Here is a 16988-nt window from a genome sequence, read left to right on the forward strand (position 1 = left end):
GAAGGGTTCACTGTCATGATCGAGGCGATCGGCCTCAGCAAGCGGTACGGCGACACGGTGGCGGTCGACGACTTGTCGTTCACTGTGCCGCCGGGCCAGGTGACCGGATTCCTCGGCCCCAACGGCGCCGGGAAGTCCACCACCATGCGGATGATCCTGGGCCTGGACGCGCCCAGCTCCGGCTCGGTGACCGTCAACGGAAAGCCCTACACCGCCTACCGCCGCCCGCTGTTCGAGGTCGGAGCGCTGCTGGAGGCAAAGGCGATCCACGGCGGGCGCAGCGCCTACCACCACTTGCGCTCCCTCGCACTGAGCAACGGCATCGGCAAGGTGCGGGTGGAACAGGTCCTGGACCAGGTGGGCCTGCGCAGCGTCGCCCGCAAGCCCGCGGGGGGATTCTCCCTCGGCATGGGCCAGCGCCTGGGTATCGCCGCCGCGCTGCTAGGCGACCCGCCGGTGCTGATGTTCGACGAGCCCGTCAATGGCCTGGATCCCGAGGGAGTTCTGTGGATCCGCAACCTGCTCAAGGCGCTGGCCGCAGAGGGCCGCACGGTGTTCCTCTCCAGCCACTTGATGAGCGAGATGGCCCTGACTGCGGACCGGCTGATCATCATCGGACGCGGTCGCCTCATCGCCGAGACGACCGTCGCGGACCTGCTGGACGGCGGCGCGGGCAACTACCTGCGGGTCCGCTCCCCCGACCGCGACGCTCTCGCCACGCTCCTGCGGGCCCGCGGGGCCACCGCCGTCCACGAGGGACAGGACGCACTCAAGGTCACCGACGCCACCAGCGACCTGGTGGGCGAGCTTGCCCGCGCGAACGGACTGGCCCTGCTGGAGCTCTCCACGCAGCAGACGTCGCTGGAGCAGCGGTACATGGAACTCACCAGCGACGCCGTCGACTACCGCACGACCGAGGACGCCTCCGTCCCGGCGGCCAGGAACTGAGGCTGAATCATGGCAACCACCCTCGCGACACCACAGCGGCGCGCCACCGACGGCCGACTGGCGGACTTCGGCAACGTCCTGCGGTCGGAGTTCTGCAAGCTCTACTCGATCCGCTCAACGTTCTGGACCGTGTTCACCGCCTTGCTGTCGAACATTGTCCTGGCGGCCCTGGTCGCCCTGTTCCTCGTCAGCCGCCTGAGCACCGCCGACAGGGCCACCGCCGACCCCGTCCGGCTCAGCCTGGCCGGTATCCACCTCTCGCAGATCGCCTTCGGTGTCCTTGGGGTGCTCATCATCACCAGCGAGTACGGCACCGGGATGATCCGCGCGACGCTGGCGGCCGTGCCGCAGCGCCGACTGGTCCTGACCGGGAAGCTCGTCAGCTTCGCGGCGACTGCCCTGGTCGCCGGGATCGGGTCCTGTCTGGCCGCGTTCTTCGTCTTTGAGGCGTTCCTGCCCTCGGGTGGTGACGGTCTGAAGGCCTCGATCGGCGACCCCGGCGTGCTGCGCGCGGCCGTCGGCGGCGGCCTCTACCTGACTCTTCTCGGGCTGCTCGGGCTGGGGCTCGGCGCGGTGATCCGGGCCAGCGCGGGCGCCATCGCCACCCTGTTCGGCCTGCTGTTCGTGCCCACCATCCTGGTCAGTCTGCTGCCGCAGAACTGGCGCACGAGCATCGGCCCCTACCTGCCGATGAACGCCGGGGACGCGATCTACTCGCTGCACCCCGAAGCGGGCGGTCTGGGGCCGTGGTCCGGCTTCGCGGTCCTGGGCCTGTACGCGGCCATCGCGCTCACCTTGGGCTATTTCCTCATCAAGCGCCGCGACGCCTAGCTGCGCGTCAGAAGGTACATTTCCCGGCAGGAATGGGAGAGCACCATGCACACCCCTCGCTCGCACATGGCCCAGATCCTCACCCATCTCGCTCCGCTCACGGCCCGGCTCCGAGCAGCCCGGCCTCGGAACCCCGGACCGACCGCCCCGCCCCCTCCCCACGGGTCGGCGGTCCGGTCCACCGGCCGGGTGGCGACGCCGAAGGCCGAGCGGTACGCCAAGCAGTTGTGCAGCCATGCCACCTGGAAGACGCCCCACGCGCAGTGGACCTCGCCCCACGGCGTGATCGAGTTCCCCGACCATATGGGAACTTGCCGGATGACCGCGCAGCCCGACGGCTTGGTGTTCACCATCGAGGCTGCCGGCCCGGCGGCCCTGGCCCGACTGCAGCAGATCATCGGCGACAACATCGCGCGCTTCGGAACCCGCGAAGGGCTCGTGGTCGAGTGGGCGACAGACTGAGGCGGTCGCAGTCGGGATGCCGCCGGGCGACCCGGCGGCGACCTTGGAAACCATGGACGACCTGCCCACTCCCGGCGGGAGCAACGCCGGCAGCGCCGAACGCGCGGGCGATGCGTGATGGGTAGCGCACCATGGTGGGCTACCCATCACGCGATATTCACTAGCCGAAGAAGGTGGCCGAGTAGGCGTGCGGCGTCGCGTTACCGCTCTCGGTGAGCCAGGACTCCGAGTAGTAGTCACAGCCCGAGTAGACCGTCGCGCCGGACGTCACCGCACTGCCGGACGACGGGTACGCCAGGTTGTTGGTGCTGGCGACCACCGTGGCTGTGTTCCCGTTGCACTCCCTCCACAGCTTCACGTACAAGCGCACGTCCGTGGTGCCCCCAGCACCCTCGGTCACGCCATGAAGACCGCTTCCGTCGAGCTTCAGGCAAGCGTGGATGGTCCAGCTCCACCACGGGTATCCGGCGGAGCCGCCAAGTCCGCCCGAGCAGTTGGTGTCCGCGTGCGCGGCAGTGGCCCCGAGCCCGATGATGCCGCCGCCGGCGAGCGCGAGGCTGGCGGCGGTCATCGCGGTGACGTGGCGGATCTTCTGGAGCTTGAGCATGAGTGGCTGACTCCTCACGACGGTGGCGTCCGGCCTGCTGGCCGGGTTGCCGTGGAAGAGTTGACCGCGTGCGCCGTGTCCACGGCCAGCATTTAGGGGCAGAGCCGAAAAGCTGAACGGAGTTCCGGATGATCGAGCAACCACTCCCCCGCACACAGCAGTTCCCCAGAGCGCCGGGTGGTGCGCTGCCGGGAGTGCAAGCGCCCGCTGACCGACGTACAGTCGCGGCTGCCCCCGCGGGCGCGAAGGTCTTGGGGCGGGACGCTCTCACCTCCTCGGAAGGGGAACCGGATGCGATCGGGGTGCGTCCCAGCCGCATGCGAAGACTTGCGCGTGGGGGCTGGATCGTGGCTGCGGCGGCGATGGCGAGTGCACTGATCACGGCTGCCCCAGCCTATGCGTCCTGTGCTGCTCCGGGGCCTGTCTCGGCGGACGAGTTCACCGGGAAGGTGCTGTCCACTAGCCGGGGCGGTGTAGACGCCCAAGTGCGGACACTCACAGGCGCCGTGGTCGAGGTGGTCGGCTCACCTGCGGCGGGTGCGGAGCATACAACGGTGGACCGGACGTACCAGGCGGGTGCTTGGTACGTGTTCGACCCGCTCAACGCGTCCAGTCCGTTCCAGGACAACGCGTGTACCGCGACCCACGCGCTTCCGGCGGGGTGGGCCCCGCCCTCACTCTCCCCGAACACGCGCGCCGTCACCGTAACGACTGTCGCTGCGGAGGGATCCGCGACGTGGCCGTGGGCTGCTGCGGGTGGCGCGGTGGTGCTCGCGGCCATTGGCGGGTTCGTCGTTGTCCGTCGGAGGCGGCCGAGTCAGTGATCCAGCTCGCGGTGCCTGGGCGAAGGTCTTCTACCAGTCGCGCCCTTCCGACACGTTGACCGCGAGCCGGTCAACCCAGGATGGGCCCGCAGGAGACAAGAACGGGTAGAGCGGCAACGTGATGGCGAGTAAGTCGCCAACTGCCCGCACTCCCGGTGCGGGACCCGACTAGGGCGCCGGAGGCGCTCGGCTCACTGGATCAACTCGGTCTTCCCGACGCCCATCCCACAGCCGGGCATGCAGCCGGCCGTGACTTCGCAGATCGCCGAGGCGAGGTCGCCGCCCGGCACGACACGACGAAGGCTCCGACCGCCCATGGGGGGCAGCCGGAGCCTGGGTCAGTGCACGTGGATCAGCCTGTGAAAGCGGTCAGGCCGTTGGGGGTGCCCAGGCCAGTCGGGCCGTCATAGCCGACCTCCGCGGTGCAGAGGTAGGCGGGGGTGCAGGTGGCGGTTGCGCCGGTGGTGACGTCGTTCAGCGAGGAGCTGTGCGAGTAGAGGTTGGCGGCCGGGATTGCGGTGCTGTGGCTGCCGGCGTCGGCGTAGACGCCGGCGATGAGCGGGGACGCGACGGAGGTGCCGCCGTAGACGGTCCAGCCGGTGCCGCCGTAGGTCTGGTAGACCGCGACGCCGGTGGCCGGGTCAGCGACGGCAGAGACGTCGGCGACGGTGCGGTGGGAGCAGCCGGAGTCGGTCTGCCAGGTGGGCTTGGGGTCGTAGGCGGAGCAGCCCGAGCCGGCGCCCTCGGTGGCGCTGGTGTTCCAGACGCTCTCGCTCCAGCCGCGGGAGTTGGACGCCTTGGTGAGCGCGGTGCCGCCGACGGCGGTGACGTTCTTGGAGGCGGCCGGGTACTGCACGCCGTAGCCGCTGTCACCGGAGGAGACGGTGATGGCGATGCCCGGGTGGTTGAAGTAGGTCGAGTCGTAGCCGGTGTCGGCCGAGGACTCCGAGCCGCCGTAGCTGTTGGAGATCTCGGTCGCGCCCAGGCTGGCGGCGGTGTTGACCGCGGTGCCCAGGTTGGTCATGGAGGCGGTGGACGCCTCGACGAGGATGATGTGGGCGTTCGGGGCGATGGCGGAGACCATGTCCAGGTCGAGCGAGATCTCCCCGGACCAGGAGGCGTTGTTGCGCGGCAGGCTGGAGGTGCTGCCCTTCTGGTTGACCTGCTTGAAGCAGCCGCTGGCCACCGTGCAGGCGGGCAGGCCGTACTGGGCCCGGTAGGTGGCCATGTCGGCGGCCGCGTTCGGGTCGTTGTAGGCGTCCACGATTGCCACGGTCTGACCCGCGCCACCGTTCGCCGGGATGTTGTACGCGGAGAGCAGGTCGCCGGGGCCGAAACCGGACGGGGTCGCGTTCGGGGTGACGCCCATCGCGTGGACGCGCTCGGTGGTGCTCGTGACGTGCAGCGCGTTGCAGTAGGCGTGACCTGGCGTCAGGTCGACGGCGCAGGCACGGCTCCAGGTGACGCCGTGACCGGCGGCATTGGCCGGCAGGGCGGCGAGCAGACCGGAAACCGCGAGGGCGGCCGAGCCGAGAAGCGGGACGGCGGTCCGCCGGGCGGCAGTGGCTATCGAAGTGGTGCGCAACGTACGACCTCCTGAAACGGGTGAACGGGGGGCGTGCTGGTGCGACCGCGTAAAGGGGGTGGCCCTGCTGCGGGTTGAGCCTGATGGCGCTTCGGAACTTCTGTACACCCTCTGCTGGGGTGACAGCTGGCGAGAACGGTAGCGAGGTGATGAGAGGCCGACAAGAGTGAACGGAAGGTGATCCTCACGTTTTACGAACCTGGCCAAAACCAGTCGTCCCCTGCCGTATACGCACCACGGTGGTGCCGCATAGCGCAACGCGCGTCACTGCGCGCGCTTGAGCGGTTGCGCCCGCCGCCGCGACCGGACTGCCGCAGGCACAGGATCTTCACCGCGAGGCGGTCCCGCCACCAGTCTTGGGCAGCGGTCGGCGCGTCCATGTATCCGTCGCACCGTGTGGCCGTCGGGCCTGCGGATACCGGCTGGATCACAGGGAATTCGGCACGATCTCCACTCGGGACGGATCGAAGACGCCGCGGGGTCCGGCCAGTGGGCCGACGCGGATCTGGGAGATGAGGAACCGACGTACCTCGTCGCGCCGGGCTCGGGAGGTCCGCCTCCATGCCTGGCGGGCTCGTTTGCCGGTGACCACGTCGTCGAGAGCGTCGGCAGCCCGGACGGTGATGTCCTGGTTCTCGGCGCGGATCTGCGCGATCAGCGCCTTGCGTCTCTGGCCGGAGGAGCCGTTCATGTCCGTGAGTTCGTGCAGGCTCGCCTCTGCCAGCGCTCTACGCTTCGCCGATTCACGACTGAGCACGGAGACGGAGACTGCCGCTGCGTCCACGCCCGTTCCGAGGCGTTCGAGCAGGGTCACGATCCACTCGTCGACGTGCTCTTCGAGACGGGCCGCGCTGATGTGCCGTGAACAAGAGTGCGGTGCGGGCAAGCTGCTGCCGGCACAGGCGTAGGTGGGGAAGTTGACGACCATCGACCCGACCATGCTCCGCTCGCAGCGTGTACAGCACACCAATCCGGTCAGCGGGTAGTAGCGCGACGGGCGCCGCTCCTGGTCGGCTTGCTCGGCATGCCGCTGGCGTAGCGCCTGGACGGCCTCCCAGTCGGCCACGCTGACGCACGGGGTCCAGTCCCCGAAGCGGTAGCTGCCGTCAGCGGTGCGGGCGGGCTCACTGCCAGTCACCAGAATTCCTGCGTAGCGCGGGGCGTCGAGGATCCGCGCAACCCGGGAGGGGCTCCACAGGGCCGCGTACGCAGTGAGGGCGCCGCGCTCGTTGAGCGACCAGGCGATCGAGCGCAGCGAGTCCCCGGCCAGGTAGCGGTCGAAGATCTCGCGGACCACTGCAGCTTCGGCCGGGACCAGCTCATAAGTGCCGAGCGTGTATCCGTAAGCTCGGCGGCCTCCCCCGTGGGGCCGGCCCTGGTCGGCCGCGGCCCGCTGGGCCGTGCGGGCTGACCGAGAGGAGTTCTGACGTCGACGGCACAGCGCTTCGGTCTCTTCAAGGAGGGAGCCACGGGCGGCGGGCGCGTTCAACTCCCATTCGCCCGCGGGTTCCAGCAGGACCAGGCCGTGTTGGTCGGCCAAGGTCAGCAGCTGTTGGAGATCCCAGGGTTGGAAACGCTGCAGTTCCCGAGCGTCGAACAGAAGGAGGTGGGAGAGCCGCGCGGTCTCGACCGTCCGCACCATCGCCTGCCAGGCATCACGTCGCCGGTCCTTGGACCAGGAGGCGGCCTGGTGGTCGATGAAGATATGTCGGGGCGCGATGTGGACACCTTGCTCGGCGGCGAGAGCCCGGCACGCCGCCTCGCGCAGGTCCACACCCGACTGGTTCGGCGAGCGCCGATGCGGGACCCGGCAGTAGAGCGCGCCGTAGCCCGCGACGCTCGACCCTGGCCCCGACTCCCCGCCGGCGAGACGGCCGGGGCCGGGCTCCACAAGCACGTCCACCCGCACACCCCCACCCGGAGCAGTCTCGTCGCCAGCGCATCGGCACCCGGGGGTGCGGCACGGCAGCGGAGCCGATCGTTCCTCTGAGTTTCCTCTCAGTCAACCCCGCCTCCGGGGCGACAGCTTCACACGCCAGGCGCCCGGACATCCGGCACCCGCGCCAGTCACTCCTGACCGGAGCCCCAGGTCGCCGCAGTGGCCGCGGACCCATCCCAGGGTGGTCGCGGCGGTATCCGCGCGGTTGCCGGTCACTCGCATTGGACCGGAGGGCGATCCAGGCCATCCGTCGAACAGCGGGAAAATTCCCACCAGTTGGAGGTCTACGCGCGGAGACGACCCCTGGCCTCAGAGGTAATTCAGAAGAAATATTCGGGCGGCCAGGAGGCTCCGTCCGCACCGTTGACCCGCTTTCGTCAAGTCTGCTTTGCTCTGCTCGCCGAGAACACACCCCAAGCCGTGGTGACACGCAGTCAATCATGGTGTCCTGCTTGAAGATCAGCGCCTGAGCTCCACAGCAGCACGGTGTGGTTCTGCTTCGCGGGTGGCCTCGCTGGAGCCCCGAGTGACTCCCGTGCTGCCCAGCCGGCACTGCCCCCGCGGGCTGTCTGTCGGTCGGAAGCGTGTGGAATTCCCGGTCCCTGCTCGGAATGCGGGGTAGTGCGCGCTCGGTTCCCAGTCCCGGCACGTGGCCCCTATCGCCGACCGGCGCGCCAGGGCCAGCCGTTGAGAGAGGACCCCAATCATGGGTACCGCCCCAAGCCCGGCCCGGACAAGGCGCATCGTCCTGTCCGGCCTCGCCTCGCTCTCCATAGCCACCGGCGCACTCGCCGCGGGCACAGTTCCCGCGGACGCCTCCGCCGGCCAGGCGGTCCACGTCAAGCACCTGTGCGCCGCACCCGCCCACGTGCGCCAGATGTCCTGCCTCGCCCTGGCCCGCACCGACGTCACCCAGCCGCACGCCTTCACCATCAACGCCGTATCACCGAACGCCACACCCTCCGGCTACGGGCCCAGTGACCTGCTCTCCGCCTACAACCTGCCCGCGAACGGCGGCGCTGGCGCGACGATCGCCATCGTCGACGCCCAGGACGACCCCAACGCCGAGTCCGACCTGGCCACCTACCGCAGCCAGTACGGACTGTCCGCCTGCACGACGGCCAACGGCTGCTTCAAGAAGGTCGACGAGAACGGCGGCACCAGCTACCCCACCGCCGACTCCGGCTGGGCCGGCGAGATCTCCCTCGACCTCGACATGGTCTCTGCGATCGCCCCGAACGCCCACATCATCCTGGTCGAGGCCACCTCGGCGACGATCTCCGACCTCGGCACCTCCGTCAACGAGGCCGTCGCGTTGGGCGCCAAGTACGTCTCCAACAGCTACGGCGGCGCGGAGGATTCCACCGACCTGTCCTCCGACAGCAGTTACTTCAACCACCCGGGCGTGGCCATCACGGTCTCCGCCGGTGACAGCGCGTACGGCGCGCAGTACCCGGCGGGCTCGCAGTACGTGACCTCGGTCGGCGGCACGGCGCTCTCGCGCGCGTCCAACAGCCGTGGCTGGACCGAGTCGGTCTGGTCGACCAGCAGCACCGAGGGCACCGGTTCCGGCTGCTCGGCCTACGATCCCAAGCCGAGCTGGCAGACCGATACCGGCTGCTCGAACCGGACCATCTCCGACGTCTCGGCGGTCGCGGACCCGGCGACCGGTGTCGCGGTCTACGACAGCTACCAGGCCACCGGCTGGAACGTCTACGGCGGCACCAGCGCCTCCTCCCCGATCATCGCCGGCGTCTACGCCGACGCCGGGACCCCGGGCAGCAGCGACTACCCCGCCAAGTACCCCTACCAGCACACCTCCTCCCTCAACGACGTCACCTCCGGCAACAACGGAAGCTGCTCGCCGGCGTACCTCTGCACCGCCGAGGTCGGCTACGACGGCCCCACCGGCTGGGGCACGCCGAACGGGGTCGCCGCGTTCAAGGCAGGCTCCAGCGTCGAGACGGTCACGGTGACCAACCCCGGCAACCAGAGCAGCACGGTCAACACCTCGGTCTCCAAGCAGATCTCCGCAACCGACTCGGCCGGTAAGTCGCTGACCTACAGCGCCACCGGGCTCCCCGCCGGCCTGTCCATCTCCTCCTCGGGTCTGATCAGCGGCACGCCGACAGCGACCGGGTCCTCCTCGGTCGTGGTCACCGCCACCTCCGGCACCGCTTCCGGGACCGCAAGCTTCACCTGGACCGTGACCACCGCGGTCACCGGCGGCATCACCAATGGGGGCTTCGAGACCGGCACCTTCTCCGGATGGACCAGCACCGGCAACGCCGCGGTGAACGCCACGGCCAAGCACACCGGCAGCTACGGCGCGATGCTCGGCGCGACCAGCCCGTCCAACACCTCGACTGCGGCGCAGACCTTCACCGCACCAACCGGCGCCACCAAGCTGTCCTTCTACTACAACGTGACCTGCCCCGACACCGTCACCTACGACTGGGCAACGGCCACGTTGAAGGACAACACCAGCGGCACCACGACCACCGTCCTCGCCAAGACCTGCGTCTCCAGCTCCGGCTGGGTCCTCAAGACCGCGTCCGTCACGGCAGGTCACAGCTACACCCTGACCCTGACCAACAAGGACGACAACTACACAGGCGACCCGACCTACACCTACTACGACGACATCAGCGTGTCCTGACGCTCGCTCACTTCCCCTCTCGGGAAGACAGCTGATTCCCGTGCCCGGCCATCGCCATGGCCGGGCACGGCCCGTTGCCCGCCCTTCCGCCGCTCGCGGGGCCATCGGGCTTCGCCCCGAACCGACGGCGGCCGCGACATGAGTGGGCCTGTGCCGTTGCGTCCCCGGGCCGGCAGGTAGGCCGTCGCTGGCCACGTCGATTGCGTGGCGCTTCAGCCGGAGGCGAGCACGGTCGGGACGTCCTTGCACACGCCGCAGTAGGGGCCGTGGGCTCCGGCGAGCGCGCCGAGCGGGACTGCTGTGTCGGTGTTTATGCGTGCTCGCTGGCCAGGGCGCGTTCTGCGCCGGTGGTGGGGGTGCCGTGGCCGGTGGGGGTGGTCGTGCGGGCCAGTTGGACCATCCCGGCCACGACGAGGGCCAGGGAGAGGAGTTCGAGGGCGATGTCCCAGGGCTGGTCGCTGATGCGTTCCCGGAAGACCAGGCGCCCGAAGCCGATGGCTCCCAGTGGGCTGATCACGTTGAGGACCGGCATCGAGACGCTCAACGGTGCTGATTGGTAGGCACGCTGGTTCAGCGCGAAGGCCCAGCCGCCCAGAGCGAACAGTGCGTAGGCCTGCCAGCTGACCAGCAGTCCGACCGGTCCGCGACTGGCCAGGGCGGCGGTGGCCATTTTCGTCAGGCCCGCGACCAACCCGAACAGCACGCCGGCTGCGGCGCCGAGCAGCAGGGCGGCATTGCGGCCGGTGCTCGCCCGTGCCGCCGCCCCGGTGAGGCCCTGAGCGATGGTGGCGCCGGCCAGGACGAGAAGCGCCGCGGCGGCCTGGTCCGCCGGTGCGGCCCCGGGGGTGGGATCGGCGACGATCAGGAAGAGGGCCAGCCCGGTGGCGACGGTCGTGGCCCAGGCCAGGTTGCGCGGCGCGGGGGCGCGCCGGTCCAGGGCGGCGCGGACCGGGAGGGCGAGGACCAGGCCGCTGGCCATCAGCGGCTGCACGAGGGCGATCGCGCCCAGGTGCAGTGCCAACGCGTGCAGGGCGAGCCCGCACACGCCTGCGGCGGTGCCCAGCAGCCACAGCGGTTGACGGGCCAGATAGCTCAGCAGCCCGACCGCCTTGTCGGCTCCGGCAGGGGCGGTGCTGCTGGTGCGGTGCTGCAGGGAGGTGGACACGGCGAAGCAGCCGGCCGAGCCGAACGCGGTGCCCGCTGCGGCTACTTCGGAGCCGATCACCGGCGCTGGCTCAGGTCGTGCTGGAGGGTCATGGTGCTCTCGTCGGTGGCAGGGTGGGACGGCTGGTGGTCGCGCAGCGGGCCTACTGCCAGGCCGCGCTGCTCGCAGGCGTCCAGGAGGGCGGGCAGGGCATGCAGGTCGGGCTTCCAGGAGCCGACCGCGGAGGCGGTGTCGGCGTCGTGGAGGAGGATCGTGCTGCCCCCTGCCGGGTCGGGGGCTGCGGTGTCGTAGAGAGTGCGCGGGGCGGCGCGGGAGCGCCAGTGCTGGCCCCAAGTGGTCCACAGCACCGGCGTCAGCCCGACTTTTCGGCAGGCAAGGCGGGCGCTGGTGCTCATGACGCCGTAGGGGGGCCGGAACCAGCGCGGCGCCTGGCCCGTGGTCTCACCGAGCAGGTCGCACGCGCGGGCCAGGTCCTCGCGGGTGGCGCGGGGGCCGCGCAGCAGCAGCGGGCGGTGGTCCCAGCCGTGGATCGCGAGCTCGTGTCCCGCGGCGGCCATCTCTTTGGCCAGCGAGCGGTTCCGGGCCAGCTGGGAGCCAAGGAGGAAGAAGGTGGCGTGGACGCCCCGGGCTTCCAGTATCCGCAGGAATCGCGGGGTGGACAGCTGGTCGGGGCCGTCGTCGAAGGTCAGCGCGACGTGCCCAGGGCGTCCTTGTCCGGCCACGCGCGGCATGAGGGCCCCGCGCAGCGGCGCAAGCGCTGAGCGCACCGAGTCGGCGCGCAACGCGGGCGCGGACAGTGCCACCGCCCCAATGACGGATGTGGCGCGGCTCACCGTGGTGGCCCGGCGAGGAACTTGGTGTATGCGCCCAGGTAGAACGGCGCCCCGGTGGCGGCGTCGGCGAGTGGCGCGCCGACCCCGAGCACGGCGGTCATGGCCAGCGTCGCCGTGACCAGGGTGAGTCGGCGGCGGGCCGGGCGGCGCACCGCAGTGGTCGGCGTCGCCACGGCAGCAGTCTGGGCAGTCCGGACGCTCTGGGCGATGGTGGCGATGGGGCCGGTCGAGTGCTGGTAGAGCGCGAGTGCGTCGGCGCGCTGACGTTCGCCCCTGGGGCCGTCGAGGAGTTGGGCGAGGACCGGTCCGAGGTGGTGCGGTTCCGGGATCCAGGTGGCGAGTTCGGCCTCGTCCAGGGCGGCGGCGTTGGTCTGGCCGTGGCCGGGGATGCACCGGTAGCTGGCCACCGGCAGTCCGCTGGCGAAGGCCTCCAGGCAGGACAGGCCGCCCGCGTTCTGCACCAGCACGTCGGCGGCGCGCATCAGTTCGGGCATGTCCGAGACCCATCCGAAGGCGTGCTCGATGCCGTCCGCGTGCAGCTGGTCGACCAGGGTCTGGTTGCGTCCGCACACCACGACCGGAACCGCGACCCCGGTTGAGGCGATCTCGGCGGCGGCCTGCCGCACCGGTCCCACGCCCCAGGAACCGGCGACCAGCAGCGCCAGCCGGGCGTCCTCGGGGAGTCCGAACCGTGTGCGTGCGGCGTGCCGTTCGGCTTCGGTGGCCGAGTGGAACCGCGGATCCACCAGCGGGCCGGACACGGTGACGCCGGCTGCGCCCTGGGCGTGGGCCTGGGCGGCCGGAACGGGGTGGGCGGCGAGATGGACGTCGATGCCTGCGGCGACCCACAGTCCGTGGACCGAGAAGTCCGTCAGGTAGGTCAGTGCCGGTATCCCCAGTCGGCCGGTCTTCCGCAGCCGCCCCAGGACCTGGCTGGCTCCGGGGTAGGTCGATATCACCGCGCTGGTGTCCGCTGGCAGTGCCCGCAGGATCCGGCGCTCGGCGGCGCGGAACAGCGCGCGGATGCCGGGTCCTGGGCGGCCGGTCTTCTCGGTCTTTGCGTAGATCCGCTGATAGACGGAGGGCGTCCAGGTCAGCAGCAGGTGGTACGCGGCGCGGAGCGCCCCGCCCGAGTGCGCCGGCAGGAAGTCGAGGAAGTCGTGCCTGTCCACGTGGAAGCCCGAAGCCTCAAGACGCCGGGCCAGTTCCGTGGCCGCGCCGTCGTGCCCCGCCCCCACGCTCGCGGAGACGATCACGATGCGCTGCCGGTCCCGCGCGGAGGTCGGGCCGGGCAGCGGGAGCGTGTCGGCGTTCGCCAGCTTGTCGCGATACGGCACGGCTGATCAGCCTCCTGACTGACGGAAAGCACCCGGGGCGTCGCTGCGACGACGGCCCGGCCGAAGCCGGGCATGAGGAGAAGGGGGTCTGCGCGAGGCCGCGGCGGCGGGCTCGGAGGACTGGGGCCAGAAACTACTACAAGATGTAGCTGTTCGGGTAACCCCGCATACGCGAGCCTCGTTCACGGCGGCTCCGGTGCGAGGGTCCAGCAACGGCCTACGCGTGCGTCGCGCGCCGACCCGGCGCCACCAAGTGTCCGGGGCCCGTCACCGCGAGCGCGAAGAGAACGCCGGTGACAAGAGCCACAGCGGGCCGGGCCGCCCTGGCCAGGGCGGCCCGGCCTCCCGGAGGCTGGTACCACTCGGCCGATCCAAGAGTCCTATGCGGCGATGAGCGCGAAAACCGCAGCCACGAGGCCAAACGCCACCCCGGTCAGGACCAGGACGATCGGAAGCATCACCAGGACCAGCACAGTGAGGTCGCCCATCCTGACCGCGATCTGCGAAGCACTACGGGCAGGGGCATCAGGGCTCACCCGTCGGCGGCCCTGGTCTGCGGCGCGGCCCTGGCCAGCGGACATGGATCCCTCCAGGGGTGTTCGATCGCGCGCTCCGCGCTCGGGCACGGGCGCGGCGCATGATTCGCGACGCGGGAACCAGCGTCGGCTTTAGACGCGTCCGGCTGCGTAGAGCGTCGCGGGCGTCACGATCACGATGAACGCGACCATTGCGACCAGGACCGACGCGCGCAACTGGCGACGGACGTCCGGCGAGAGCAGCACCCACGCCAGGGCTACCGCAACCAGGCAGGCCAGGGCGGATGCACCTTGGGCGAGAGCGACGGCATCGGGTGAGTGCATGGTCATCGGGCGCTCCGACGGACGGGGTGGACAGCGGTGGGCGGGGCACGCACTAAACTACTACATGCTGTAGAACTATGGGCGCCAGTCAGTGCCGAACTGAACAGCGGACGCCCTGGTGCGGCCTGCCCCCCGCCGGAGTGTCAGGGGGGTCGGCCAAGGTAAGCCCAAAACCCGCCACGGAATGATCTTGGTGCTGGGTCAGCCTGACGATGACGCACTTGGAGTCGCTCGGACGCACGGCACCGGGGCGCCCGGATTCGGAATGGGACCGCCTCATCGGTGCAGGTGACGCGAGCCGACGCCTGACGCTTCTGGTTCAGCGGCTACGCGCAGCCTAGGAAGGTGGTGGTCCCGCCGACGGGGACGGTGTGTCACGCAGCGTCAGTCCCGTGCCATTGCTGCAGGCTTGTCGGCAGGCTGGGGCTGCCTCTGTGGGAGGCAACCCCAGCGCCCGGCCGTGCGATGACCGTGCTCATGGTCAGGTCGACGGCTTGTCGGCGTTCTTATCGAGGTGGCGGTAGATGGTGGGGCGGGTGACGCCAAACTCTTCGGCGATCTGCTGGACGGTCAGCTCGCCGGAGTCGTACATCTCGCGGGCGAGCTGGACCTGACGGGGGCCGAGCTTGGGTTTCTGACCGCCGGTCCGGCCCCGGGAGCGCGCTGCGGCCAGGCCGTCCATGGTGCGCTCAGACATGAGGGCGTGCTCGAATTCAGCGATCGCGCCCAGGATCTGGAAGAACATCCGCCCGACGGCCGTGGTGGTGTCGATGCCCTGGTCCAGCACGACGAGGCCGACCCCGCGCTCCTGCAGCTCCTTCGAGAGCTCGATCAGGTTCTCCAGGGAGCGGCCGAGGCGGTCGAGCTTGGTGACGACGATCTGGTCGCCTTCGCGGGCGACGAGCAGCGCCTTGTCGAGTTCGGGTCGGCGGGCGAGCTTGCCGGAGGCCTTGTCGGTGAAGATCTTCTCGCAGCCGGCCGCGCGCAACGCGTCCTGCTGGGCTTCGGGGTGCCGGTCGCGAGTGCCGACCCGGGCGACGCCGATTCTCATACCCCGACTGTATCGCGAACAAGGGTAAGCGTTACATAGGCGCGTACGCGGGTAGCGTTACAGTCGCGGCCTGCGGGTTCGTCATGTCGATCTTTGTGTCTCGCGAACGATCGTTTACGCATGAAGCAGGCCTCGGAGCCGCCCTGCCCCGGCTTGATGGCCGGGGCAGGGCGGACCAGTGGGTCAGCTCAGAGCTTCCGGACGGCCTGTCCCAGGCAGATCAGGGCGAACCCAAATCCGCTTGCGAGTGCAGCTGCGCCCTTGTCGCTGTTACTTCCAGCGATGAAGAGCAGGAGTCCTGCGAGCAGGACCAGAATGCCCGCGATGGAAAGCCCTGCGCTTAGTCGCCGGCTACTCATGGCCGATCCATACGTCGTACCACCAGTCGATGTTAATCGTCACACCGTTGTTCGGATGGTTGAACAGTTCCCAGCCTATCCAGCCAGCGTAGACGCCGATCGCGCCATCCAGGCACCACAGAAGCGCCGAGACAATGGTGCCCCACCCGGGGAGAATTCCTGACAGAGCCATGCCACGACGCGACCAAAGTGACGCGAGCACATCAGAGCGAGAGCGAGAACCCCGGAATCCGGGACAGAAGCCAGTTGGATCGGCTACAGAGAGTACTTGTCGGTTGGCCGTAGCTTCGGGAGTACAGGGCCGACACAGAGGCCGTCGTGAGCGTGATCTCGCGCATGAACAAGGGAGCTTGGGCGTGGTGGGCTTCCTGCTGAGACCGGAGCGCGGCCTGGAACATGTAGTCAACGACTTCCGCTCGACCGGCCGGTGAGCATGCCCGATCCCACCAGCACCTTCTCCGTAGCGGACTGGCTCGTCCTGCCCGTACTGCCGCTCTCCTGCGCCCTGGTCATCGCCCTGCTGCTCAGTCCGTCGCTGCGCCGCCGAGTCGGAGCCGAACTCACCCTCGCGCTGCTGTGCATGACCATCCCGCTGGTCATCGTGTACATCACGGCCGTCCTCAGCGGGTATCTGACGTGACCGCGCCTACGGCAGTCAGGGCTTCGGGGGCTGGATGTCCCGGCTGGCTACGCCGGTGGTGGACGTCTCGGAGTCGGTTTCGGCGGCGTCGATCCTGCGGCGCCGCCGCAGGCGCCATGCAACCAGGCCGCCGACCACAACGACTGCGATGATGATGGCGATGGCCCGGCCGACCTGGGCCTCGACCTTGGTGTAGGCGTTGCCGGCGAAGTAGCCCAGCAGGGTGAAGCCGATTCCCCAGACCAGGCCGCCGAGGGCGTTGAAGAGCAGGAAGCGCCGGTAGGGCATCCGGGAGATGCCCGCGAGCGCGGGCATCATGGCGCGGAAGAACGCGATGAAGCGGCCCAGGAAGACCGCCTCGGGTCCGCGGCGGCGGATCAGGTCCTGAGCCTTCGCGACGCGTTCTTGATGCTTCCTCAAGGGTCGGACCGTCAGGATCCGCGGTCCGAAATGGCGGCCGACCTCGTAGCCGACACTGTCGCCGCTGATCGCGGCCAGCACCACGACCAGGGCGAGCCACCACACCGAGACCTTGCCCTGGCTGGCCAGCACTCCGCCAAGGACCACCGAGGTCTCCCCCGGCAGGACGAAGCCGACGAAGAGCGCATCCTCGCAGAAGACCAGGGCGAACACCACGGCGTAGACCACGGGTCCGGACAGGCTGCCGAGCCAGTCGGTGATCGCGTGCATCCGCCATTCCTCACGTCGGGCCGAGCCGCTGCTACGCCGCCCGGATCGGTGGAACCACCCACCAATCTACAGCGTGTAGTAGTTTATGCCGGGCAGTCGCCGCCATGCCATCTCTACGCCATCTCGACGCCACCTTCTCTATGGCGGCGGAGTGACCCGGGGAACGGCGGAGGCTGCCCCCGGCACCCGCTGGTGCCC

General features: G+C 69.7%; 16 protein-coding genes. 5 read left to right on the forward strand and 11 right to left on the reverse strand.

The features are described 5' to 3' along the window. The first annotated feature begins 15 nt into the window (after window positions 1-15). Genes ABIA32_RS16355 through ABIA32_RS16365 form a run of 3 tightly spaced genes read left to right on the forward strand, consistent with a single transcriptional unit; the run spans window position 16 to window position 2241 of the window. Entirely contained in the window at window positions 16-948 is a 933-nt protein-coding gene (locus ABIA32_RS16355; protein WP_370095609.1) for an ABC transporter ATP-binding protein, read from the forward strand. Between the two features lie 9 nt (window positions 949-957). After that, window positions 958-1779, forward strand: a complete 822-nt coding sequence (locus ABIA32_RS16360; protein WP_370095612.1) for an ABC transporter permease — start codon at window positions 958-960, stop codon at window positions 1777-1779. A gap of 45 nt (window positions 1780-1824) precedes the next feature. Beyond that, window positions 1825-2241 (forward strand): DUF2218 domain-containing protein, encoded by a 417-nt coding sequence (locus ABIA32_RS16365; RefSeq protein ID WP_370095615.1) that lies wholly within the window; start codon window positions 1825-1827, stop codon window positions 2239-2241. Window positions 2242-2401: 160 nt separating this feature from the next. Here the strand turns inward: ABIA32_RS16365 and ABIA32_RS16370 are convergent, their stop codons facing one another. The 3 genes from ABIA32_RS16370 to ABIA32_RS16380 all read right to left on the reverse strand — a co-directional run bounded on the left by ABIA32_RS16370 (window position 2402) and on the right by ABIA32_RS16380 (window position 7160). Then, window positions 2402-2848 (reverse strand): hypothetical protein, encoded by a 447-nt coding sequence (locus tag ABIA32_RS16370; RefSeq protein ID WP_370095617.1) that lies wholly within the window; start codon window positions 2846-2848, stop codon window positions 2402-2404. A gap of 1176 nt (window positions 2849-4024) precedes the next feature. Then, entirely contained in the window at window positions 4025-5257 is a 1233-nt protein-coding gene (locus ABIA32_RS16375) for a peptidase S8 (protein WP_370095620.1), read from the reverse strand. Window positions 5258-5684: 427 nt separating this feature from the next. Next, on the reverse strand, window positions 5685-7160 hold the full coding sequence (locus ABIA32_RS16380) for a recombinase family protein (protein ID WP_370095623.1): 1476 nt from the start codon (window positions 7158-7160) through the stop codon (window positions 5685-5687). Between the two features lie 742 nt (window positions 7161-7902). Here ABIA32_RS16380 and ABIA32_RS16385 point away from each other — a divergent pair. After that, a complete protein-coding gene (locus ABIA32_RS16385) occupies window positions 7903-9855 on the forward strand; it encodes a putative Ig domain-containing protein (RefSeq protein WP_370095625.1) in 1953 nt (650 codons plus the stop codon). Window positions 9856-10165: 310 nt separating this feature from the next. Here ABIA32_RS16385 and ABIA32_RS16390 read toward each other — a convergent pair whose 3' ends face one another. The 7 genes from ABIA32_RS16390 to ABIA32_RS16420 all read right to left on the reverse strand — a co-directional run bounded on the left by ABIA32_RS16390 (window position 10166) and on the right by ABIA32_RS16420 (window position 15632). Then, window positions 10166-11080, reverse strand: coding sequence for a DMT family transporter (locus ABIA32_RS16390; protein WP_370095627.1), 915 nt, complete (start codon window positions 11078-11080; stop codon window positions 10166-10168). Next, a complete protein-coding gene (locus ABIA32_RS16395; RefSeq protein WP_370095727.1) occupies window positions 11077-11751 on the reverse strand; it encodes a polysaccharide deacetylase family protein in 675 nt (224 codons plus the stop codon). The genes ABIA32_RS16390 and ABIA32_RS16395 overlap by 4 nt, the downstream gene beginning before the upstream one ends. 98 nt (window positions 11752-11849) lie before the next feature. Next, complete coding sequence (locus ABIA32_RS16400; protein ID WP_370095629.1) at window positions 11850-13190, reverse strand: glycosyltransferase; 1341 nt, start codon at window positions 13188-13190, stop codon at window positions 11850-11852. 380 nt (window positions 13191-13570) lie between these two features. Next, on the reverse strand, window positions 13571-13771 hold the full coding sequence (locus ABIA32_RS16405; RefSeq protein ID WP_370095632.1) for a hypothetical protein: 201 nt from the start codon (window positions 13769-13771) through the stop codon (window positions 13571-13573). Between the two features lie 87 nt (window positions 13772-13858). After that, complete coding sequence (locus ABIA32_RS16410; RefSeq protein ID WP_370095635.1) at window positions 13859-14056, reverse strand: hypothetical protein; 198 nt, start codon at window positions 14054-14056, stop codon at window positions 13859-13861. 475 nt (window positions 14057-14531) lie between these two features. Beyond that, window positions 14532-15101 carry a recombinase family protein gene (locus tag ABIA32_RS16415; protein ID WP_370095637.1) on the reverse strand — a complete coding sequence of 190 codons (570 nt, stop codon included), beginning with the start codon at window positions 15099-15101 and terminating at the stop codon, window positions 14532-14534. A 351-nt stretch (window positions 15102-15452) separates the two neighbouring features. Then, on the reverse strand, window positions 15453-15632 hold the full coding sequence (locus tag ABIA32_RS16420; protein ID WP_370095640.1) for a hypothetical protein: 180 nt from the start codon (window positions 15630-15632) through the stop codon (window positions 15453-15455). A gap of 255 nt (window positions 15633-15887) precedes the next feature. Between ABIA32_RS16420 and ABIA32_RS16425 the strand changes: the two genes are divergently transcribed. Beyond that, the gene (locus tag ABIA32_RS16425; RefSeq protein ID WP_370095642.1) at window positions 15888-16100 is read left to right on the forward strand and encodes a hypothetical protein; all 213 of its coding nucleotides are present in this window, start codon (window positions 15888-15890) and stop codon (window positions 16098-16100) included. Between the two features lie 15 nt (window positions 16101-16115). On the opposite strand, the gene ABIA32_RS16430 is transcribed toward ABIA32_RS16425, so the two are convergent. After that, entirely contained in the window at window positions 16116-16790 is a 675-nt protein-coding gene (locus ABIA32_RS16430; RefSeq protein WP_370095645.1) for a DedA family protein, read from the reverse strand. Window positions 16791-16988: the final 198 nt, after the last annotated feature.

This window comes from Streptacidiphilus sp. MAP12-20 (genome assembly GCF_041262525.1).
GTDB lineage: Bacteria > Actinomycetota > Actinomycetes > Streptomycetales > Streptomycetaceae > Streptacidiphilus.